Annotated in this window: 18 protein-coding genes; 12 read left to right on the forward strand and 6 right to left on the reverse strand. The window is 70.2% G+C overall.

The genetic code is table 11. The features are described from left to right. Positions 1-65 precede the first annotated feature (65 nt). Both KF708C_RS36905 and KF708C_RS15080 read left to right on the forward strand, forming a co-directional pair. Positions 66-188, forward strand: coding sequence for a hypothetical protein (locus KF708C_RS36905; RefSeq protein WP_020202364.1), 123 nt, complete (start codon positions 66-68; stop codon positions 186-188). A gap of 47 nt (positions 189-235) precedes the next feature. Further along, complete coding sequence (locus KF708C_RS15080; protein ID WP_020202363.1) at positions 236-538, forward strand: hypothetical protein; 303 nt, start codon at positions 236-238, stop codon at positions 536-538. 39 nt (positions 539-577) lie between these two features. On the opposite strand, the gene fdhD is transcribed toward KF708C_RS15080, so the two are convergent. Together fdhD and KF708C_RS15090 are read right to left on the reverse strand one after the other, a co-directional pair. After that, positions 578-1,450 carry a formate dehydrogenase accessory sulfurtransferase FdhD gene (gene fdhD / locus KF708C_RS15085; RefSeq protein ID WP_059412442.1) on the reverse strand — a complete coding sequence of 291 codons (873 nt, stop codon included), beginning with the start codon at positions 1,448-1,450 and terminating at the stop codon, positions 578-580. 11 nt (positions 1,451-1,461) lie between these two features. Next, a complete protein-coding gene (locus KF708C_RS15090) occupies positions 1,462-2,382 on the reverse strand; it encodes a bestrophin family protein (protein ID WP_059412443.1) in 921 nt (306 codons plus the stop codon). Positions 2,383-2,649: 267 nt separating this feature from the next. Here KF708C_RS15090 and KF708C_RS15095 point away from each other — a divergent pair, with 267 nt between their 5' ends. Beyond that, a complete protein-coding gene (locus KF708C_RS15095; protein WP_059412444.1) occupies positions 2,650-4,968 on the forward strand; it encodes an FdhF/YdeP family oxidoreductase in 2,319 nt (772 codons plus the stop codon). 23 nt (positions 4,969-4,991) lie between these two features. Beyond that, positions 4,992-5,507: a nitrate reductase associated protein gene (locus tag KF708C_RS15100; protein ID WP_059412445.1), complete on the forward strand. Its 516-nt coding sequence runs from the start codon at positions 4,992-4,994 to the stop codon at positions 5,505-5,507. Positions 5,508-5,534: 27 nt separating this feature from the next. Here KF708C_RS15100 and KF708C_RS15105 read toward each other — a convergent pair whose 3' ends face one another. Beyond that, positions 5,535-7,040 (reverse strand): DASS family sodium-coupled anion symporter, encoded by a 1,506-nt coding sequence (locus tag KF708C_RS15105; RefSeq protein WP_020202358.1) that lies wholly within the window; start codon positions 7,038-7,040, stop codon positions 5,535-5,537. 138 nt (positions 7,041-7,178) lie between these two features. Here KF708C_RS15105 and KF708C_RS36910 point away from each other — a divergent pair, with 138 nt between their 5' ends. From KF708C_RS36910 to KF708C_RS15120, 4 genes are all read left to right on the forward strand, one after another. Beyond that, on the forward strand, positions 7,179-7,310 hold the full coding sequence (locus tag KF708C_RS36910) for a hypothetical protein (RefSeq protein WP_269432153.1): 132 nt from the start codon (positions 7,179-7,181) through the stop codon (positions 7,308-7,310). A 217-nt stretch (positions 7,311-7,527) separates the two neighbouring features. After that, positions 7,528-8,166 (forward strand): 2Fe-2S iron-sulfur cluster-binding protein, encoded by a 639-nt coding sequence (locus KF708C_RS15110; protein ID WP_020202357.1) that lies wholly within the window; start codon positions 7,528-7,530, stop codon positions 8,164-8,166. A 17-nt stretch (positions 8,167-8,183) separates the two neighbouring features. After that, positions 8,184-9,866: an FAD-binding protein gene (locus KF708C_RS15115; protein WP_059412446.1), complete on the forward strand. Its 1,683-nt coding sequence runs from the start codon at positions 8,184-8,186 to the stop codon at positions 9,864-9,866. 19 nt (positions 9,867-9,885) lie between these two features. Further along, positions 9,886-11,130 (forward strand): complex I 51 kDa subunit family protein, encoded by a 1,245-nt coding sequence (locus KF708C_RS15120; protein WP_020202355.1) that lies wholly within the window; start codon positions 9,886-9,888, stop codon positions 11,128-11,130. A gap of 18 nt (positions 11,131-11,148) precedes the next feature. On the opposite strand, the gene KF708C_RS15125 is transcribed toward KF708C_RS15120, so the two are convergent. Next, positions 11,149-12,057, reverse strand: a complete 909-nt coding sequence (locus tag KF708C_RS15125; protein WP_020202354.1) for a LysR family transcriptional regulator — start codon at positions 12,055-12,057, stop codon at positions 11,149-11,151. Positions 12,058-12,161: 104 nt separating this feature from the next. Beyond that, positions 12,162-12,935: an SDR family oxidoreductase gene (locus KF708C_RS15130; protein ID WP_059412447.1), complete on the reverse strand. Its 774-nt coding sequence runs from the start codon at positions 12,933-12,935 to the stop codon at positions 12,162-12,164. A gap of 222 nt (positions 12,936-13,157) precedes the next feature. Here KF708C_RS15130 and KF708C_RS15135 point away from each other — a divergent pair, with 222 nt between their 5' ends. After that, positions 13,158-14,531, forward strand: coding sequence for an HdeD family acid-resistance protein (locus KF708C_RS15135; protein ID WP_020202352.1), 1,374 nt, complete (start codon positions 13,158-13,160; stop codon positions 14,529-14,531). 41 nt (positions 14,532-14,572) lie between these two features. Here KF708C_RS15135 and KF708C_RS15140 read toward each other — a convergent pair whose 3' ends face one another. After that, positions 14,573-15,481, reverse strand: coding sequence for a LysR family transcriptional regulator (locus KF708C_RS15140; RefSeq protein WP_059412448.1), 909 nt, complete (start codon positions 15,479-15,481; stop codon positions 14,573-14,575). Positions 15,482-15,711: 230 nt separating this feature from the next. Between KF708C_RS15140 and KF708C_RS15145 the strand changes: the two genes are divergently transcribed. From KF708C_RS15145 to KF708C_RS15155, 3 genes are all read left to right on the forward strand, one after another. After that, on the forward strand, positions 15,712-16,377 hold the full coding sequence (locus tag KF708C_RS15145; RefSeq protein WP_020202350.1) for a gamma-glutamylcyclotransferase: 666 nt from the start codon (positions 15,712-15,714) through the stop codon (positions 16,375-16,377). A 225-nt stretch (positions 16,378-16,602) separates the two neighbouring features. After that, positions 16,603-17,775, forward strand: a complete 1,173-nt coding sequence (locus KF708C_RS15150) for an efflux RND transporter periplasmic adaptor subunit (RefSeq protein WP_059412449.1) — start codon at positions 16,603-16,605, stop codon at positions 17,773-17,775. A gap of 27 nt (positions 17,776-17,802) precedes the next feature. Then, positions 17,803-21,012, forward strand: coding sequence for an efflux RND transporter permease subunit (locus KF708C_RS15155; protein ID WP_059412450.1), 3,210 nt, complete (start codon positions 17,803-17,805; stop codon positions 21,010-21,012). The last annotated feature ends 14 nt before the right edge of the window (positions 21,013-21,026 follow it).

A 21,026-nucleotide genomic window follows, 5' to 3' on the forward strand; every position in this document is an offset into this window, starting at 1 on the left:
CATACCTAGGTTTAGCTTGCGGCGCGGCGGGCGCCTGTGCTGCTGACACGGGCGTATGCTGTCTGGTGACCGGCGCGGCCACGCTGGTGTGGGAAAGCCGGCTCAGCTACGCGCTGCTGAACCGCGAGGCGCAGAGCGCGCTCGCGCGCAGCCGCGAGACGCCGGTGCCCGCCATGCCCGACCGCTGAACCGGCCTTCGCATCGACCACCGACCCCGCACGCACACGGAGACGCCATGACCGGCCAGGACCCGCACGCCAACCCGGACCCGGACTGGGACCCCCAGGCGCACACCGCGCTGCTGAGCATCCTCGCGGTGTGCTGGGAGGCCGGCCAGGCCGGCGATGGCCGCGCCATGTCGCTGGCGCGCCTGCGCAAGCGCGCCGGCCTGCCGATGAGCGAGCTGCGGCGCACGCTGGTGGATCTCGAGGAAGGAAACCTGCTGGCCGTGCGCATGGAGCCGGACGGCGCCACCGGCACGGTCTGGCTGACCGAGGGCGGCACGGCGCTGTGCAGGGAGCTGTTCGGCGCGGCGTGAGCGCCGCCGCCCGCCACCCCGGTCGTTGCGTCGGGGCGCTCAGCAGTGTGCGAGCGCCTCGCCGGCGAACTCGGAGAGGCTGTCGCGCCGGCAGAAGCTCAGCAGCCGCATGCCGGCCTGCCGCGCGATGCCGATCGCCAGCGAGGTCGGCGCCGAGATCGTGGCCAGCGCCGGGATCTGCATGCGCGCGGCCTTGCGCACCAGTTCGTAGCTGGCGCGGCTGGACATGAAGACGAAACCCTGGCGCAGGTCGGCGCGCGCCAGCGCGAGCTGGCCGATCAGCTTGTCCAGCGCGTTGTGGCGGCCCACGTCTTCCATCACGCGCAGCACTCCGCCGTCCGGCGCGCACCACGCCGCGGCGTGGATGCCGCCGGTCTCGCGCATCAGCGGCTGGTGCGCCGGCAGATCGCGCGCGGCGCGCCAGACCGCCTCGGGCAGGATCTCGGCGCGGCCCGGCACCGGCGCCAGCGGCGCCGGCGCGAGATCGAGCAGCGCCAGGCTTTCCAGCCCGCACACGCCGCAGCCGGTGCGCCCGGCCAGGCTGCGGCGGCGCTGCTTGAGCAGCAGGAAGGCTTCCTGCGCGATGCGGAGCCGCACCTCGGCGCCGTTCTCATGCATGGCGAGCTCGATGTCGAAGATGTCCGAGGCGGCCCCGACGATGCCCTCGGTCAGCGCGAAGCCCACCGCGAACGCCTCGAGGTCGCGCGGGGTGGTCATCATCACCGCGTGCGAGATGCCGTTGAAGACCAGCGCCACCGGGAATTCCTCGGCCACGCGGTCGCGGCCGGGGCGGGAGAAGCCGGGGCCGTGGCGCACCACCGCGCAGGCGATGCTGCCGGCGCGCTCGTCGCCTTCGTCGTTCTGGCCGCCGGGGCCGCGGCGCGCGGCGGGCGGGTTGGTCGTCTCGGGCATGGCGGGCTTCCTCAGGTCAGGTGGTAGGCGCGCACGGGCGTGGCCGCGGGCGGCAGTTCGAGCTCGCACAGTTCCAGCAGCGAGCGTTCGATGCCGTTCGTGATGGCGTCCAGCGCGAGGTTGTTCGGCGCCAGGCCGAACGGCTCGGCGATGTCGCTGGCGATCGCCTCCAGCGCGATCAGCGTGTACGACACGAAGATGGCGATCAGCGGCGTGGCTATGCCGATGGAGTCGACCAGCCCGAACGGCAGCAGCATGCAGTAGGCGTACACCGTGCGATGGAGCAGCACGCCGTAGGCGAACGGGATCGGCGTGGAGGCGATACGCTCGCAGCCGCCCACCACCTCGCCAAGGCGGTCGAGCTGGCGGTCCAGCATCCACAGCTGGGTGCCGGTGATGCCCAGGCGCCGGTGCGAGGCCGCCAGCGCCGCGCGCAGCGCGTTGAGCTGCGCCACCGGCTTGTACTGCTTGGCGGCCAGCGCCGCCGCCGCGTGCGCGGGCAGCAGGCGCCACAGGTCGGCGGCGGGGCTGGTGCCGCGCAACTGGTGCTTCAGCGCGCAGGCGAAGGCGACGATGCCGCGCGCGAAGGCCGCGCCGTCGAACGCGCCGTCCACCGGCGCGGCGTAGCACAGCGCCTGCGACGCCAGCGTGCGCGAGGCGATGAACAGGTGGCCCCACAGCTTGCGCGCTTCCCAGTAGCGGTCGTAGCTGGCGTTGTTGCGGAACGCCAGGAAGATGGTCAGCGCCACGCCGCACAGGGTGAAGGGAACGGCATTGAGCGGGATCTTCTCGCCCAGCACGCGCCCGCCGGTGGCCACCGCGAGCCCGCTCACCAGCGCCATGAAGACCAGCTGCGGAATGATGTCCTGGAGCACCGAGCCGTTCCAGACGAACAGCATGCGAAACCAGTTCTGCGGGGGTCGGACGATCACGGTGCGGGCCTTGGGGACGGTGGAATGGCGGGTGTGACGGAACAGGGCCGCAGCGTAGCGCGCCGCGCCGCGGCTGTATTCGCGCCGCCCGCGCGTTCTTCCGATTCGCACGGTGGCGGCGTGGTGGCGGCGTGATGGCGGCCCGCCGTCCGCGCGGTGCCGTGCGAATCCGACATCGGCGGGCCGCCGCGAAAGCCGCCCGCCGCCGCGCGCACTAACCTGCCGCCACTGACGCAACCGCGCTGTACGGAAACCCGGAGCCTCGCCATGAGCAGCAAGCCGAAAGCACGCATCGAACCCTATACGCACCCCGCCGCCGGCTGGGGCGCGCTCAAGTACGTGGCGATCAACCTGCTCAAGGAGCGGGTGGCCGGCGGCAACTACCGCACGCTGTTCCGCCAGAACCAGCCGGACGGCTTCGACTGCCCGGGCTGCGCGTGGCCCGACCGCGAGCACGCCTCGACCTTCGAGTTCTGCGAGAACGGCGTCAAGGCGGTGGCCGCCGAGGCCACCTCCAAGCGCGTGACGCCGGCGTTCCTGGCGCGCCACACGGTCGAGGCGCTGATGAAGCAGACCGACTACGAGCTGGAGCAGCACGGCCGCCTGACCGATCCGGTGGTCTACGACCCGTCGAGCGACACCTACCGGGCAATCGCCTGGGACGAGGCCTTCGCGCTGATCGGCAGCCACCTGCGCGCGCTGCCCGACGCCGACCGGGCCGCGTTCTACACCTCCGGGCGGGCCAGCAACGAAGCCGCCTTCCTGTACCAGCTGTTCGCGCGCGTCTACGGCACCAACAATTTTCCCGACTGCTCCAACATGTGCCACGAGGCCACCAGCCGCGGCATGCCGCTGACCGTGGGCGTGGGCAAGGGCACCGTCACGCTGGACGATTTCGAGCACGCCGACACCATCCTGATCTTCGGCCAGAACCCGGCCACCAACCATCCGCGCATGCTCGGCGAGCTGCGCGAATGCGCCAGGCGCGGCGCTACCCTGGTTTCGATCAACCCGCTGCGCGAGCGCGGGCTGGAGCGCTTCACCAGCCCGCAGCACCCGATGGAAATGCTGACCATGTCGAGCACGCAGATCTGCTCGGTGTTCGTGCAGCCGCGCATCGGCGGCGACTACGCGCTCATCAAGGGCGTGGCCAAGCGCGTGGTGGAGCTCGACGACGAGGCCGTGGCCGCCGGCCGGCCGCGCGTGCTCGACACCGGCTTCATCGCCGCTCACACCACCGGCTTCGAGGCGTTCGCGGCCGACCTGCGCGCCGAGCCGTGGGGCGTGATCGAGCGCGAGTCCGGCGTGCCGCGCGAGGACATCGAGGGCCTGGCGCTGATCTACGCGCGCGGCCAGCGCGTGATCTGCACCTGGGGCATGGGCCTGACCCAGCACAAGCATTCGGTGCAGACCATCCAGATGCTCACCAACCTGATGATGCTGCGCGGGAACATCGGCCGCGAGGGCGCGGGCCTGTGCCCGGTGCGCGGCCACTCCAACGTGCAGGGCAACCGCACCGTGGGCATCGAGGAAAAGCCGGCCGCGGCGTTCCTCGACAAGCTCGGCGAGGTGTTCGCGTTCTCGCCGCCGCGCCATCACGGCTACGACGTGGTGGAGACCATCGCGGCCATGCTCGCCGGCAAGGTCAAGGTGTTCGTCGGGCTGGGCGGCAACTTCGCCGCGGCCACGCCGGACACGCCGCGCACCTGGGACGCGCTGCGCTCGTGCGACCTCACCGTGCACATCGCCACCAAGCTCAACCGCAGCCACCTGGTGCACGGCAAGGCCGCGCTGATCCTGCCCACGCTGGGCCGCACCGAGATCGACATGCAGAACGGCGTGGCGCAGGGCGTCACCGTGGAGGACTCGGTGGCGATGGTGCACGTCTCCTACGGCATGAACCGCCCGGCCTCGCCCAACCTGATGTCCGAGACCGCCATCGTCGCGCGCATGGCGCGCGCCACGCTCGGCGACGCGCTGGTGCCGTGGCTGTGGTACGCCGAGGACTACGCGCGCATCCGCGACAAGATCGCGGCGGTGGTGGACGGCTTCGAGGACTACAACGCGCGCATCGCCCACCCGGGCGGCTTCCACCTGCGCGTGGCCGCGCGCGAGCGCGAATGGCACACGCCCTCGGGCAAGGCGGTGTTCCTGGTCAACCCGCTCAGCGCCGACACCCCCATCGCGCGGGCGCGCGCGCAGCACGGCGAGCGCCTGATGACGCTGATGACCACGCGCTCGCACGACCAGTACAACACCACCGTCTACGCGCTGGACGACCGCTACCGCGGCGTGTTCGGCCAGCGCCGCGTGGTCTTCATCAACCGCGACGACCTGGCGCTGCTCGGCTTCGCGGCCGGCGACTGGGTGGACATGACCACGGTCTGGGACGACGGCATCGCGCGCCGCGCCGACGGTTTCCTGCTGGTCGAGTACGATATCCCGCGCGGCTGCATCGGCGCGTATTATCCCGAGACCAACCCGCTGGTGCCGCTGGACAGCGTGGCCGACCTCTGCAACACGCCGACCTCGAAATCCATCCCGGTGCTGCTGCACCGTACCGCCGCGCCGCGCGCGGCCGGCTGACGCGCCTCCAGGAGACCACCACCATGCCCACGGCACCGCAACCCGGCGTCACCTGCTTCGGCTTTCCGGCCGATGCCGAAGCCATGCAGTTCTGGCGCTACATTCCCATGAGCGTGCGCTTCGCGCTCGACCGCGCGGGCGTGACCATCGCGCTGTCGGAGTGGCAGGCGCTGCCGCTGCCCGCGCGCCGGCAGCTGGTGGCGGCGAGCCTGGACAGCGCGCGGGACGAGGATGGTGGTGGAGATGACGGTGACGATGACGGTGGCGGCTTCGGGGCATTGCTCGACGCCGCCATGCGGCAGCACATCGGCCGCGCGCCGGCCGTGCTCGACGCCGCGCCCGATGCGTCGTGGCGCGCGCTCGACGCGCTGCCCGCCGCCGTGCTGGCGCAGTACGCATGGGCCGGCCTCGCGCCGGCCCCGGCCGAGGCGTGGCGGCGGCTGCCGCCGCTGGCGCGCTACACGCTGGTCAAGATGTCGCGCAAGCCGCGCCCCAACGACGCCTTCGCGCTGGCGCTGGCCGAACTGCGGCTGCTGTAGGCGGCCGCCGGCCGGCCGCCGGCCGGATCACCAGAATCCGAGGATCTTCCACCAGACGCCGCCGATCACGGCGAAGACGATCAGCTCGAACACGCACATCACCGCGCCGGCCCGCCACCACTGTCCCATCGTCACGTAGCCGCTGCCGAAGATGATCGGCGAGGTGCCGGTGGCGTAGTGGGTCAGCGTCATCATGATCGCCGAGCCGGCCGTCATCATCAGCATGAAGGGCGGCACGTAGGGCGGCGGGATCAGGTGCGCGCCCACGGTGAGGAAGGCCAGCATCATCGCGCTGACGTGCGCGGTGGTGCTGGCGAACAGGTAGTGGGAAAACACGAACACCAGCACCAGCACCGAGGCCACCGCGAGCCAGCCCATGCCGCTGGCGGCGATGGCGTCGCGCATGTCCGCCGAGAACCACGCGATCACGCCGAGCTTGTTGAGCTGCTCCGCGAGCATGACCAGCGCGCCGAACCAGATCAGGGTGTCCCAGGCGCTCTTTTCCGAGAGCACGTCGTCCCAGTCGATCGTGCCGGTGATGATCAGCGTGAACAGGCCGAGGAAGGCGACCACGGTCGGGTCGAGGGTGAAGGCCGGGCCGAAGATCATCGCCGGCACGTTGGCCCACAGGAACAGCATCACGGCGAAGACGCCCATCATGACCCGCTCCTTGCCGCTGAGCGGGCCCATGCGCGCGAGCTCGCCCTTGGCGTAGTCGATGGCGTTGGGGGTCGCCTTCAGCTCGGGCGGGTTGAGCACGAAGATGATGAGCGGCATCAGCAGCAGGCACAGCAGGCCGGGCACCAGCATGCACAGCGCCCAGGTGGTCCAGGTCAGGTGCAGCGCCTGGCCGGTGGCCCTGGCCACGTAGTCGACCACCAGCGGGTTGGGCGCGGTCGCCGTCACGAACATGGCCGAGGTGATCGGGTTGGCGTGGTAGTTGACCAGCGCGAGATAGGTGCCGACCTTGCCCTGGGTTCCCTTGGCCGGATCGGAGTCGAAGGCGCCGGCGATCGAGCGCATGATCGGGTGCACGATGCCGCCGCCGCGCGCGGTGTTGCTGGGCGTGAACGGCGCCAGCACCAGCTCGCAGATCGCCAGCCCGTAGCCGATGCCGATGGTGCGCTTGCCCAGCAGCGCGATGAACATCAGGCCGATGCGGTTGCCGAGCCCGGTCTTCTTCAGCCCGCGCGAGATCAGCACGGCCACGACGATCAGCCAGATCAGCGGATTGGAGAAGCTGCTCAGCGCATCGGCGATGGCGCCCTTGGACGAGTTCGAGGTCACTTGCGCCAGCGACACGATCACGATGGCCATCATCGCCATCACGCCGATCGGCATCACCTTGAGAATGATGGCGACGATGGTGGTCAGGAAGATGGCCACCAGGTCCCACGCGTTGTCGTTCAGGCCGGCCGGCGTGGGGATGAGCAGCAGCGTGATGAGCACGACCGTGGTGATGATGGCCGGCGTCAGCCGGAAGGGCACCACGGACATGAAGTAGCGATACAGCGCGACTATCCTGGCGAGCATCTTCGAACTCCTCGAGGGATACACAGTGAATGAAGACAGCCGAAGTCCCCGTGCCGGTCGACGCGAACCGTGCCTGCCGGCGGCATGGCGCGCGTTCGAGGCTCAGGCAATCCTGATCGATGGACTTCGCAAGCGGAAGTGAATCTTTTCGACGGAAAGAATAAGAAATCGCGCCGCGATGCCCGCGGCAATGGCACCGGTCTGGTGCATTTTTCCTGGGTGGCTTTCGGCATCATGTGGACGATCAGGCCGACGAAAATGATGGAATGATGCCATATGTGCCGGACAGAGCGCTCCGCGGCGCGGGTGAGGATGATGAAAATCAGTGCCGCGCGTGTGGCAGCGACCCCCCGGAATGGCGCCATCGCGATTCCCCTCTTGCTTGCCTCTTTGCCATAACCGCCATGTGCTATGGTTTATATGATCTTTTAGGCAAGTGCGCCAGCGTGGCGCCGGCGCCGCCAGACAAAATGACAAGGTGCGAAGGATGGTACGTCTGACCATCGAAGGCCACCAGATCGATGCCCCGCCGAACTGCTCCATCCTGCAGGCGTTCCTGCACGCGGGGCAGACGCTCGTGGAGGGCGTCGGCTGCATGGGCCAGGGCGTGTGCGGCTCCTGCCGCGTGCTGGTGCGGCGCGGCGGCGAGCGCGAGGTCAACACCGCGCTTGCCTGCGAGACCCTGATCGAGGAAGGCATGCAGGTGGCCTCGCTCGAGTATTTCACCGCGCCGGTGCGCCACGTCTATCGCCCCGAAGAAGCGGGCGACAGCTGGCATCTGCTGCAATCGATCGGCGAGACCTTTCCCGAAGCCGCGCATTGCCGCCACTGCGGCGGCTGCGACCGCGCGTGCCCGAAGGGGCTCGACGTGCAGCGCGGGGTGAACCTCGCCGTCGAGGGCAAGCTGGCGGAGTCCGGCCGCGTCTTCGACGAATGCGTCATGTGCAATCTCTGCACGCTGGCCTGTCCCGAGCTGATCCGGCCCAACCACCTCGGCCTGTTCGTGCGGCGCATGACCGCGGCGCTGTGGCTGCGCCCGGCGAACCTGATGCACCGGCTGCAGCAGATCGAAAGCGGCGAGATGCGGATCGATTTCGACGCGCCGGGCGCGCGCCCGCCACGCTGACCGGACCAACAAATACCATGCTTGCAGGCATTCCCTACGACGAGGCCCGCCAGCGCTACCGGCCCGGCATGACGCCGGCGGTGCGCGGTGCCGGCGGCTCCAATGCGGCGCCCGATGACGATCCCGGCAACGACGCCACCGACGCCCTCCTGAAAGGCTTTCATCCCGACCACGGCCCGGACGCGCGCGTGCCGCTCGCCATCGGCGTGAACCGGGGAGAGCCATGCCAGCCGGATCTGGCGCGCCAGCTGCAGGCCAACGCGCTGATCGACGACGTGGACATCGCGGGGGCCCAGCTCGTGACCACCGACGTGCTGGTGATCGGCGGTGGCGGCGGTGGATGCGCGGCGGCGCTCACGGCGGCGAAGGAGGGCGCGCGCGTCATCCTCGCCACCAAGCTGCGCCTCGGCGACAGCAATACCGTGATGGCCGAAGGCGGCATCCAGGCGGCCGTCGGCGAGGACGACAGCCCCCAGCTGCATTTCGAGGACACGCTGCGCGCCGGCCACTTCCGCGGCGATCCCGAACTCGTCGCGCAGATGGTGATGGACGGCCCCGACGTCATCCGCTGGCTGATCCGGCTCGGCATGACGTTCGACCAGGAGGACGACCGGCCCATCGGCAATCTGCTGCGCAAGAAGCCGGGCGGGGCGTCGGCCGCGCGCATCCTCTCCTACCGCGACTACACCGGGCTCGAACTGATGCGGGTGCTGCGCGAGGCGGTGGACCTGGACCCCGGCATCGAGGTGTGGAACCGGTGCCCGGCGGTCGAGCTGCTGTCCGACGAGCGCGGCAACTGCGCCGGCGCGGTGATCTACAACCTCGAATGGCGCACCTTCGTGCTGGTGCGCGCGCGCGCCGTGATCGTCGCCACCGGCGGCGCGGGACGCCTGCACCTGAATGCGTTCCCGACGTCGAACCATTACGGCGCCACGGCCGATGGCCTGGTGCTGGCCTACCGCATGGGCGCGCGGCTGCGCGAACTCGATTCGTTCCAGTACCATCCCACCGGCATCGCCTACCCCGAGCATCTCGCCGGCGGGCTCATCTCGGAGGCGGCGCGTTCCGCCGGGGCGAAGCTGATCAACGGCGAGGGCGAGCGCTTTGTCGACGAGCTCAAGCCGCGCGACGTCGTGGCCTCGTCGATCCTGCGCGAGTGCGCGCAGGGGCGCGGCATCGTGCGCGGCCAGCAGGTGGGCGTCTTCCTCGACACGCCGACGCTGGAAATGGCGCATCCCGGCATCCTGGCCGAGCGCCTCGTCACGCTGAGCCACCTCGCGCGCCGGTGCGGCCAGGACGCGGCCAGGGAGCCCTTCCTGGTTTATCCGACGCTCCATTACCAGAACGGCGGCGTGGCGGTCGGCAAGGACGGCGCCACGAACGTGGGCGGCCTGTACTGCGTCGGCGAGGTGGCGGGCGGCATCCACGGGCGCAACCGGCTGATGGGCAACGCGCTGCTCGACATCCTGAGCATGGGGCGGCGCGCGGGCGCCAGCGCGGCCGGGTCGTGGCACGGCGTGATGGCCAGCCGCGCGGGCATCGGCCACGTGCATGCCTGGCAGCGCGAACTGACGCTCGCGGGGCTGCCGCTTCACGTCAAGGCGCCGATGCTGTTTCCGGGCTACGCGAATTTCGACCTGCGCGTCGATGCGGGGCTGCATTCCGGCGCGCGGGGCCGCGTGGTCCGCGGGGTCCGGTGAGCGGGGCGGGGGGAGCGCGATGACACAACCGAATCAGGTTCTCCTGAAGGAAGACAACCGGGTCGGCGCCGACCTGGACGCATGGCTCGCGGTCGGCGGCGCGGAGGGGCTCGCGCGGGCGCTGCGCGAGCCGGCGGCCATCATCGGCGAGATCGGGCAGGCCGACCTGCGCGGCATGGGCGGCGCCGGCTTCGCGACGCATCGCAAGTGGGCGCCGGTCGCCGCCGCGCCGGACGGCGACAAGTACATCATCTGCAACGGCAACGAAGACGAGCCGGGCACGTTCAAGGACCGCTTCCTTCTGGAGCACACGCCGCACCAGGTCATCGAGGGCGCGCTCATCGCCGCCGCGGCGTGCCGCGCCAACCATGTCGTGCTGTACGTCAACCCGCACCAGCCGGCATCCCTCGCGGCGACGCGCGCGGCGGTCGGGCAATGGCTGCGGCATCCCCGCTTCGCAGAACTGGAGCGGCTGGTGGGCGGGCCCGTGTCCCTGGAGGTGGTGCCCAGCTCGGGGCTCTACATCGGGGGCGAGGAGACCGCGGTGATCGCCAGCGTCGAGGGGGGCTTCCCGTTCCCGCGCCGCAAGCCGCCCTTTCCGGCCGAGCACGGCGTGCGCGGCGCGCCGACCGTGGTCAACAACGCGGAAACGCTGGCGCACGTTCCCGGCATCCTGCGCCACGGCGCGCAGTGGTACCGGGACCTCGGCGTCGGCAATGCCGCGGGAACCAAGCTCTTTTCGCTCTCGGGGGACGTGCTGCGCCCCGGCCTGTACGAGCTGCCGATGGGCACGAGCCTCGAGTCGCTCGTGTTCGAGCATGGCGGCGGCATGCTGCAGGGCAAGGAGTTCAAGGCGGTGTTCACCGGCGGCCCCTCGAACACCCTGCTGACGAAACGCGATCTCGACGTCGCGCTCGATTTCGACTCGGTCAGGCTGCGGCGCTCGCGGCTGGGCACCGGCGCCATGATCGTGGTGTCGGAAGGCACCAGCATCGTGCGCAAGGTGGCCGAGTACGTGAGCTTCTTCGCCCAGGGCTCGTGCGGCCAGTGCCCGCCATGCAAGGGCGGCACCTTCCAGCTGATGCGGCTGCTCAACCGGATCGATACCGGCCGGGGCGTGCATGCCGACCTGGAGGCGCTGGAGAACCTGTGCAGCATCCTGCCGGGCAGCGGGCGCTGCGGCCTGATCGACGGCGCCGTGACGGTCGTGGAGAGTTCGCTGCATCAGTTCCGCGAGGAATACGAGGCGCCGCTGACGGCATAGGCGTGTGCGGCGCCCGATTCAGTCGTCCAGGTGCGGGCGGATCAGTTCCTCGAACCACTGCGCGAACATGTCCAGCCGCCGCGAGCGTTGGCGCCGGTGCGGATAGAGCAGCGACACCGGCATGGCGGCGGCGCGGTGGCCGGGCATGACCTCGGCCAGTTCGCCGGCGTCGAGCAGGTACTGCACGTCGAAGCGCGGGATCTGGATCAGGCCCAGCCCGGCCAGGCAGCAGGCGATATAGCTCTCGACGTTGTTCGCGATCACGCGGCTGGGCACCTCGATGGTGTGGGTGGCGCCGTCGCGCCCGGCGTATTCCCACGGCAGCTCGCGCCCGGTCCGCGGCGAGGCGTAGCCCACCGCCCAGTGGCCGTGCGCGAGGTCGCCGGGCTGGGCGGGCTCGCCGTGCTCGCGCAGGTAGGCCGGGCTGGCGCAGTTGACCAGGGCGACGTGGCCGAGCGGCCGCACCACCAGGCTGCTGTCGTGCGGCGTGCCGAAGCGCACCGCGCAGTCCACGCCTTCCTGCGCCAGGTCGATGGCGCGGTCGCTCGAGCCCAGCGACAGTTGCAGCCGGGGATGGCGGCGCAGCAGGCCGGGCAGCGCGGGCGCGATCAGGCGGCGGGCGATGCGGCTGGGCGCGTCGATGCTGAGCCGGCCCGACAACTGCCGCCCGCCGGCGTGGAACAACTGGTCGATGCTCTCCACCTCGGCCATCAGCGGGCGCAGGCGCTCGAGCAGTTGCTCGCCGTCGGTGGTCAGCCGCACGTGGCGCGTGGTCCGGTGCAGCAGCCGCACGCCGACCTGCGCCTCCAGTTGCTGGATCGCCGCGGATACCGACGCGCGCGGCAGCTCCAGCGCATGCGCGGCCTTGATGAAGCTGCCCATCTCCGCCACCTGGGCGAACACGCGGTACTGGTCGAATCTATCCATGTGGCCGGCTCGCTGCCATCGACTGCCTCTCCCCGCTATCTGTTGCACCCGCCGCCGTGCCGGCCCGGCGGCGGGCGCGTCCGCCTGGCGGCTTACTTGGTGGCTTACTTGGTCGTGTAGCCGCCGTTGATCAGGATGGTCTGCCCGGTGATCCACCAGCCGTCGCTGACCAGATGGCGGATGAACGGCACCACGTCCGCGATGTCGGTCAGGCCGGTCCTGGAGAACGGCGACAGCGCCGCGGCCGTCTTGTGGTAGGCCACCGCGTCCTCGCCCTCGGCCGGATAGAAGAACGGCGTATCCATCGGGCCGGGCCCCACCGCCGTGACCGAGATCCCGCGCGCGCCGAATTCCTTGGCCGCCGCGCGCGTGAAATGCTCCACCGGCGCCTTGGTGCCGGCATAGGAAGCATAGTACGGCGTGAACGCGCCCAGCAGCGAAGTCACCAGCGTCACGATCTTGCCGTTGTCGTTGAGGTGCCGGCCCGCTTCCTGCAGGAACAGGAAGGCGGACTTGGCGTTGACCGCCGCCATCTCGTCGTACTCGGCCTCGGTGATCTCCACCAGCGGTTTCTTGAGCACCTTGCCGACCGTGTTGATGGCGATGTCCGGCCTGCCCACGGCGGCAATGGCGTCGGCGAACAGCTTGCCCGTGGCCGCGGCGGTGGTCAGGTCGGCCTGCAGCGCCACGGCCTGCGCGCCGGCGGCCCGGATGGCGGCCACGGTCTGGTCGGCGTCGGCCTTCGAGGCGGCGCTGTTGTAGTGGATGGCCACCGCCCTGGCGCCTTGCGCGGCGAGGTCGCGGGCAATCAGGCCGCCGAGGTTCTTGGCGCCGCCGGCGATCAGCGCGACCTTGCCCTTGATGGAATGGTCTGCCATGCACGTCTCCTTCATGGGTTGACAGGGCATCCAGCTTAAGCGCCCGGCGGCGGCGGATAAACCGTCCCGGCCTGGATGGATTATCCAGAATATCCGCCCAATCGGGCCGCGCCGCGGGCATGCCGATTGATGGTATTTTCGAGGCTGCGCGGCGCGCGGCAATGGCAACGGCGCCGGGACGGCGACAGATACGAAAAACGACAAACACAGAAAAGGGGAATCATGGTCCGGCTGATGCTGCTGCTGCTTGGCGTCGATTATCTGCGCAAGCGCGCCCGCGCGATCCTGGCGATCGGCATTCTGTGGCTGGTCGCGGGCATCGTGGTGTTCATCGACGCGCTCGACGGCGCCGCCTATTTCCCGATCGATGTCTTCGCCTGGCTGTTCCTCGCCGAGGGGCTGGCCACGCTGGCGGTGGCGTGGACCGGCGTGGGCGGCCAGCGCGTGCTGCGCTACGTCAAGGGCTTCGCCGTGGTCGGCGCGGCGATCCTGATCCTGGCCGGCCATCACCACGGCAACTTCCTGCTGTCGATGATCTTCGGCACGCTGTTCCTGGTTGACGGCCTGCTCCAGTGCATCTCGGCGTGGGTGGTGCGCTACCGGCGCTGGAAGGCCGCGTTCTCGTGGGGCTGCGCGGAGATCCTGCTGGCGATCTTCTTCTACCAGCCGTTCCCGACCCACTACGTCGGCACGCTGCCGTATTGCCTCGGGCTGTTCCTGTTCTTCGGCGGGCTGAACCTGGTCACGCTGGCCACGCGCGTGCGCCGGCTGGCGCGCAACCCGGCGCTGAACCGCGCCAGGCATCCCGCCGTCGAGCCCGACCGGGCCGAGCCCGGCGCCGGGCCGGTGTTCGCCGAGGCCGGCTGGGACGGCCCGCCCGGCGACGAGGAGCACGCGCTGACGGTCCATGTCTGGACGCCGGCCGGCTCGTCCAAGGCGCCGGTGCTGCGCCATCCGATCATCGGCCGCTACATCGCGGCGGTCGACGTGAACGGCGTCATCTCGACCGGCCACGCCGCGCTGGAGTCGCCCGAGGGCATCTACATCAGCCTCTATCCGGGCGTGGAGATCGACCGCTCGCCGGACGAGTTCGGCCGCATCCTGCGGGCCACGCAAGAGAACGACGTGCCGGGCGAGTTCCAGCCCGACTACGCCACCGAGTCGCGCGCCTGGTGCCCGTCGACGGTGCGCGTGCGCATCCGCAACTACGACCCGGGCAAGCTGAGCGCGTTCTGGGAGCGCTACCGCGCCGACACCACCTACAACCTCACGCACCGCAACTGCTCCAGCACGGTGTCGAACGCGCTCGAGGCCGCGCTCGAAGGCGCCGCGGCCCGCCTGCGCGGCGGCCGCGCCGGCTGGGCGAGCTTCTTCCGCATCCTGGCCACGCCCGAGCTGTGGGTGGCCGCGCAGATCCGCAAGCGCGCGGTCACGATGGCGTGGACGCCGGGGCTCACGCTCGACTACGCGCGCGCGCTCAGCATGCTGGCCGACCCGCGGCCGTTCGCGTGGTGGAAGGTCGCGCGCCGCGCGCTGGACCTGATGCGGCAGCGGCGCAAGGAGTGGCGCGCGCAGGATTCGCAGGCCGCTTCCTGATTGCCGCCGACGCGACCGGCAGCGCCGCGCGCCGGCGCGGCCTATTGCGGCTGCCGCAGGTAGTCCACGAGATGATTGAGCACCGCGCGCGTCTTGGCCGGCATGCGCAGGCCGAGCGGGATCATCGCGTGCACGGGCGGGCCGGGCACGTCCGCGTCCGGCAGCACGTGGCGCAGCCGGCCCGCGTCGACATGGGGCCGGGCCACGCGGTCGTGGATCTGGGTCAGGCCGAAGCCGTTGATCGCGGCGTCCACCAGCGCCTGGCCATCCGCCAGCGCCAGCACCGGGTTGGGGGAAATCTCGCGCACGTGCGCGCCGTCCGCCACGCGCCACGGCCGCAGCCGGCCCGACGGGCCGCGGAAGACGATGGCATCGTGCCCCGGCAGGTCCGCCACCGAGCGGATCTCGCCGTGCCGCGCGAGGTAGTCGGGCGAGGCGTACAGGCCCTGGCGCAGGTCGCATAGCTTGCGCACCGTCATCTCGCTGTCGGCGGGCAGCTCGCCGATGCGCACCACGATGTCCCAGCCTTCGGCCACCGGGTCGGACATGCGGTCGTTGAGCGCCAGCTCGAAGGTGAGCCTGGGATGGTGCCGGCGCAGTGCCGCCAGCGCCGGGAACAGCAGCCGGCCGAAGCCCGCCGGCAGGTCCAGGCGGACCTTGCCGATCGGCTCGGCGCGGCGCGCCGCCAGCGCCTGTCCGGCTTCGCGCAGTCCCTCCAGCGCGGACTCGGCGGCCATCAGGTAGGTCTCGCCGTCCTCGGTCAGCCGCACCGCGCGCGTGGTGCGCTGGAACAGGCGCGTGCCAAGCGTGGCCTCCAGCCGCTGCACGGACTTGCCGACATTCGACTTGCTGGTTCCCAGGCCCTCGGCGGCGCGCGTGAAGCTGCCGCTGTGCGCGACCGCGACGAACGCTTCTATGTCGGCGACGGAGGCATCGATGCGCTCGGACATTGTTTCCGCTCCGGAGACAAAGAGTCGCACTCTAGCATGTTTATCGAGCGCGGGCGGACAGCCACAATGCCCTCGCCGATGCCTGCCTGCGCGCTGCCGGACACCGCGAAACGGGCGGGCCCGCCTGCCTGTCCCGCGGCGGGCTCGCTGCGGATTCGCCACGAATTCGCCATGAATTCGCGGCCGGATTGCCGGCGCGCGCGCATGGCACGGCAGTACAGGAAAAACGCATGCTCACCAGAGAAACCATCAATTCCGGCGCTTACCTCGGCAGCTTCGGCCTGCCGCGGGAGGTCGCCTGGACCCAGGACCAGATCGAGGCCTCGCTGGCCGAAACCATGCGGGCGCGGCCCGCCGGCGCGGACGTCTGGGTCTTCGCCTATGGCTCGCTGATGTGGAACCCGCTGCTGGATTTCGACCGGCGCGAGATCGCCACCTTGCACGGCTGGCGCCGCAGCTTCTGCCTGCGCATGACCGCCGGGCGCGGCTCGCCCGAGGTGCCGGGCCGCATGCTGGCGCTGGAAGCCGGCGGCAGCACGCACGGCGTGGCCCTGCGGCTGGCCGCCGCCACGCTCGAGGAAGAACTGCGCGTGCTGTGGATCCGCGAGATGGTCACGGGCTCCTACCTGCCGACCTGGGCGCCGCTGACGCTGGCCGATGGCACCGGCACCGCCGCCATCGCCTTCGTCGCCAATCCCGCGCGGCCGCAGTACGAGCCGGACGCGAGCGTCGCCACCGTGGCCTCGATCGTCGCCGCCGCCTCGGGGGCGTTCGGCTCCAACGCGGACTACGTGCTCGCGCTCGAATGCGCGCTGTCCGAGTGCGCGCTGGCGGACGGCTACATCGAGGCTCTCGCCGCGGCCCTGCGCCGTGAGGCGCCGGCCGCCGCGCGCTGACGTCGGGGTGGCGACACGCACGAAAACCGTGGCTTCGCACGCGCAAATTGTCTCCATGATGGATACAAAGTTCGCAAGAAAGCCATCTTTATCCGCCCGCTGGCGGTAGCCATACTGGGTTCCATCGGTCCGCCCCGGGGGCATGCCCACAGGCAGCGCCGGATTCGCCAGGACCCGCTCGGACCCAACTGATCGCTCGATTCCAAAGGAAAAGGAGTTTCAACCATGACCGCCAACCGCAAGAGGCTGTCCGTCGCGCTGGGCACGGTGTTCGCGCTCGGCGTCGCCGGCCTGGCCGCCACCCGGGGCTTCGAGCCCGTCGCCTCCGCCCAGGCGGACGCGCCCGCGCCGGCCGCCGAGGTCGACGTGGCCACCGTCGTCAGCGACTCGATCGTCGAGTGGCAAAACTACTCGGGCCGCCTCGAGGCCATCGACAAGGTGGACATCCGCCCGCTGGTGCCGGGCAAGATCGTGGCCGTGCATTTCAGGGACGGCCAGCTGGTGAAGAAGGGCGACGCGCTTTTCACCATCGACCCGCGCCCCTACGTGGCCGAGGTCGACCGCGCCGCCGCGCAGGTGGCCGCCGCCGAGGCGCGCGCCAGCTACGCCGGCAGCGACGCGGCGCGCGCCGACCGCCTGATCGGCAGCAACGCCATCGCGCGGCGCGACTACGACGAGAAGCAGAACGCCGCGCGCGAGGCCGGCGCCACGCTCAAGGCGGCCCGCGCCGCGCTCGAGGCCGCCCGCGTCAGCCTGTCGTACACCGAAGTCACCGCGCCGGTGGCGGGCCGCGTGTCGCGCGCCGAGCTGACCGTGGGCAACATCGTCTCCACCGGCGCGAGCGCGCCGCTGCTGACCACGCTGGTCTCGGTGGCGCCGATCTACGCCGCCTTCGACGTCGACGAGCAGACCTACCTGCGCTACATGCGCAACACCGGCAGGCAGGCCGTGCCGGTGGAACTGGGCCTGGCCGACGAGAGCGGCTACTCGCGCCGCGGCACCGTGGTCTCGGTGGACAACCGCCTGGACACCTCGTCCGGCACCATCCGCGTGCGCGCCCGCATCGACAACGAGGACGGCTCGCTGGTGCCGGGCCTCTATGCGCGCGTCAGGGTCGGCGGCGGCGAGCCGCACCCGGCGGTGATGATCGACGACGGCGCGGTCGGCACCGACCAGGCCCGCAAGTTCGTGCTGGTGGTCGACAAGGACAGCCGCGCGCAGTATCGCGAGATCCGGCTCGGCGCCATGCACGACGGCCTGCGCGTGGTGGCCTCGGGCCTGAAGCCCGACGAGAAGATCGTCGTCAACGGGGTGCAGCGCGTGCGCCCCAACGACCCCGTCAAGGCCAATCCGGTCAGGATGGTCGACGCCACGCGCGCCACCGGGCCGGCGGCCTGATCCGTCGGCCTACGTCGAGAGCGCATCATGAACATCTCCAAATTCTTCATCGACCGCCCCATCTTCGCGGGCGTGCTGTCGATGGTCATCCTGCTGGCGGGGCTGATCGCCCTGACCAAGCTGCCCACGGCCGAATATCCCGAGGTGGTGCCGCCGTCGGTGGTGGTGCGGGCGCAGTATCCCGGCGCCAACCCGAAGGTGATCGCCGAAACCGTGGCCGCGCCGATCGAGGAGCAGATCAACGGCGTGGAAAGCATGCTGTACATGCAGTCGCAGGCCAACAGCGACGGCAAGATGACCACCACGGTCACGTTCAAGCTGGGCACCGACCCGGACAAGGCGCAGCAGTTCGTGCAGACGCGCGTGGCGCAGGCGCTGCCGCGCCTGCCCGAGGACGTGCAGCGCCTGGGCGTGACCACGGTCAAGTCCTCGCCGACGCTGACGATGGGCGTGAACATCGCCTCTCCCAACGGCCGCTATGACCTGACCTACCTGCGCAACTACGCGCTGATCAACGTCAAGGACCGCCTGGCGCAGGTGCCCGGCGTGGGCGAGGTGGTGATGTGGGGCTCGGGCGACTACTCGATGCGGGTCTGGCTGGACCCGCAGAAGGTGGCGCGCCAGAACATGACCGCCACCGACGTGGTCAAGGCCATCCGCGAGCAGAACGTGCAGGTCGCCGCCGGCATCGTCGGCGCCTCGCCGATGGACGCGGGCGTGCCGACGCAACTGAGCATCAACGCGCGCGGCCGCCTGAAGACGGAAGAAGAGTTTCGCGACATCATCCTCAAGACCTCGGCCGACGGCGCCGTCACGCGCCTGTCGGACGTGGCGCGCGTCGAGCTGTCCGCCTCCGAGTTCGCGCTGCGCGGCCTGATGGACAACCAGCAGGCGGTGCAGCTCATCATCTTCCAGCAGCCCGGCGCCAACTCGCTGCAGATCTCCGACGACGTGCGCAAGATCATGGACGAGCTGCAGAAGGACATGCCCGACGGCGTCAGGTCCGAGATCGTCTACGACCCGACCCGCTTCGTGCGCGAGAGCATCGACGCGGTGGTGCACACGCTGTTCGAGGCCATCGCCCTGGTGGTGCTGGTGGTGATCCTGTTCCTGCAGACCTGGCGCGCCTCGCTGATCCCGCTGCTGGCGGTGCCGGTGTCGATCGTCGGCACGTTCTCGCTGATGCTGGCCTTCGGCTACACCATCAACGCGCTGTCGCTGTTCGGCATGGTGCTGGCGATCGGCATCGTGGTGGACGACGCCATCGTGGTGGTGGAGAACGTCGAGCGCAACATCGCCGAGGGGCTGTCGCCGCGCGACGCGACCTACAAGGCCATGCAGGAGGTGAGCGGCCCCATCATCGCCATCGCGCTGACGCTGATCGCGGTGTTCGTGCCGCTGGCCTTCATGAGCGGCCTGACCGGCCAGTTTTACCAGCAGTTCGCCATGACCATCGCCATCTCGACGGTGATCTCGGCCTTCAACTCGCTGACGCTGAGCCCGGCGCTGGCCGCGCTGCTGCTCAAGGACCACCACGCGCCCAAGGACCGCCTGACGCGCATCATGGACGCGGCATTCGGCAAGTTCTTCGCCGCCTTCAACAAGGTCTTCCAGCGCGGCTCGGCGTCGTATGGCCGCGGCGTGGGCGGCGTCATCAACCGCAAGATGATGATGTTCGTGGTCTACGGCCTGCTGCTCGGCGGCGCCGTGCTGATGGGCAAGGTCGTGCCCGGCGGCTTCATCCCGGCGCAGGACAAGGATTACCTGGTCAGCATCGCGCAACTGCCGCCGGGCGCCTCGCTCGACCGCACCGACGCGGTGGTGCGCCAGATGGGCGACATCGCCCTGAAGCAGCCCGGCGTGGTCCACCTGCCGCAGTTTCCGGGCCTGTCGGTCAATGGCCTGACCAACTCGTCGAGCAGCGGGCTGGTGTTTCCGGTGCTCAAGCCGTCGAAGGAGCGCGGCAAGGGCGAATCCGCGGCGGACATCGCCGCCGCGCTGAACGCCAGGTACGCCCACATCAAGGGCGCGCAGATCGGCACCTTCCCGCCGCCGCCGGTGCAGGGCCTCGGCACGCTGGGCGGCTTCAAGTTCCAGCTCGAGGACCGCGGCGCGCTCGGCTACGAAGCGCTCAACGACGCCACGCAGAAGTTCCTGGCCGCCGCCGCCAGGGCGCCCGAGCTGGGCCCGGCCTTCACCAGCTTCCAGATCAACGTGCCGCAGCTGGACGTGGACCTGGACCGGGTCAAGGCCAAGCAGCTCGGCGTGTCGATCACCGACGTGTTCGACACCATGCAGATCTACCTCGGCTCGCTGTACGTGAACGACTTCAACAAGTTCGGCCGCGTCTACCAGGTGCGCGCCCAGGCCGACCAGCAGTTCCGCGCCACCGCGGCGGACGTGCTGCAGCTCAAGACCCGCAACGCCGCCGGCGAGATGGTGCCGCTGTCGTCGCTGGTCAAGGTGACGCCCACCTACGGCCCGGAAATGGTGGTGCGCTACAACGGCTTCACCGCCGCCGACATCAACGGCGGCCCCGCGCCCGGCTACTCGTCGGGGCAGGCCAAGGCGGCGGTCGAGCGCATCGCGGCCGAGGTGCTGCCGCGCGGCATCAAGATGGAATGGACCGACCTGACCTACCAGCAGATCCTGACCGGCAACGCCGCGCTGTGGGTGTTCCCGATCAGCGTGCTGCTGGTGTTCCTGGTGCTGGCCGCGATGTACGAAAGCCTGACGCTGCCGCTGGCGATCCTGCTGATCGTGCCGATGAGCATCCTGTCGGCGCTGCTGGGCGTGTGGCTCACCAAGGGCGACAACAACATCTTCACGCAGATCGGCCTGATGGTGCTGGTCGGGCTGTCGGCCAAGAACGCGATCCTGATCGTGGAGTTCGCGCGCGAGCTGGAGATGCAGGGCCGCACCATCGTGCAGGCCGCGATCGAAGCCAGCCGCCTGCGCCTGCGCCCGATCCTGATGACCTCGTTCGCCTTCATCATGGGCGTGATTCCCCTGGTGACGTCGACCGGCGCGGGTTCGGAAATGCGCCGGGCGATGGGCATCGCGGTGTTCTTCGGCATGCTCGGCGTGACGCTGTTCGGGCTGATGCTCACGCCGGTGTTCTACGTGGCGCTGCGCAAGATGGCCGGCGGCAGGCCGCTGGTGGACAAGCACCACGCCCACACGCAGCCGCTGCATGCCGGGCATGCGCCGGCGGTGCCCGTGGCTTCAGCCGAGTAAGGATCGGGGAGATC

This window comes from Cupriavidus basilensis, from assembly GCF_000876015.1.
In the GTDB taxonomy this organism is placed as follows: domain Bacteria; phylum Pseudomonadota; class Gammaproteobacteria; order Burkholderiales; family Burkholderiaceae; genus Cupriavidus; species Cupriavidus basilensis_B.

Bases quoted from the DNA above. Each gene is read 5' to 3' on its own strand.
- KF708C_RS15150 (WP_059412449.1), top strand. From the start codon at position 16,603: ATGACCGCCAACCGCAAGAGGCTGTCCGTCGCGCTGGGCACGGTGTTC.
- KF708C_RS15095 (WP_059412444.1), top strand. From the start codon at position 2,650: ATGAGCAGCAAGCCGAAAGCACGCATCGAACCCTATACGCACCCCGCC.
- KF708C_RS15135 (WP_020202352.1), top strand. From the start codon at position 13,158: ATGGTCCGGCTGATGCTGCTGCTGCTTGGCGTCGATTATCTGCGCAAG.
- KF708C_RS15140 (WP_059412448.1), bottom strand. From the start codon at position 15,481: ATGTCCGAGCGCATCGATGCCTCCGTCGCCGACATAGAAGCGTTCGTC.
- KF708C_RS15115 (WP_059412446.1), top strand. From the start codon at position 8,184: ATGCTTGCAGGCATTCCCTACGACGAGGCCCGCCAGCGCTACCGGCCC.
- KF708C_RS15120 (WP_020202355.1), top strand. From the start codon at position 9,886: ATGACACAACCGAATCAGGTTCTCCTGAAGGAAGACAACCGGGTCGGC.
- KF708C_RS15105 (WP_020202358.1), bottom strand. From the start codon at position 7,040: ATGCTCGCCAGGATAGTCGCGCTGTATCGCTACTTCATGTCCGTGGTG.
- KF708C_RS15080 (WP_020202363.1), top strand. From the start codon at position 236: ATGACCGGCCAGGACCCGCACGCCAACCCGGACCCGGACTGGGACCCC.
- KF708C_RS15130 (WP_059412447.1), bottom strand. From the start codon at position 12,935: ATGGCAGACCATTCCATCAAGGGCAAGGTCGCGCTGATCGCCGGCGGC.
- KF708C_RS15125 (WP_020202354.1), bottom strand. From the start codon at position 12,057: ATGGATAGATTCGACCAGTACCGCGTGTTCGCCCAGGTGGCGGAGATG.
- fdhD (WP_059412442.1), bottom strand. From the start codon at position 1,450: ATGCCCGAGACGACCAACCCGCCCGCCGCGCGCCGCGGCCCCGGCGGC.
- KF708C_RS15155 (WP_059412450.1), top strand. From the start codon at position 17,803: ATGAACATCTCCAAATTCTTCATCGACCGCCCCATCTTCGCGGGCGTG.
- KF708C_RS15145 (WP_020202350.1), top strand. From the start codon at position 15,712: ATGCTCACCAGAGAAACCATCAATTCCGGCGCTTACCTCGGCAGCTTC.
- KF708C_RS15110 (WP_020202357.1), top strand. From the start codon at position 7,528: ATGGTACGTCTGACCATCGAAGGCCACCAGATCGATGCCCCGCCGAAC.
- KF708C_RS15100 (WP_059412445.1), top strand. From the start codon at position 4,992: ATGCCCACGGCACCGCAACCCGGCGTCACCTGCTTCGGCTTTCCGGCC.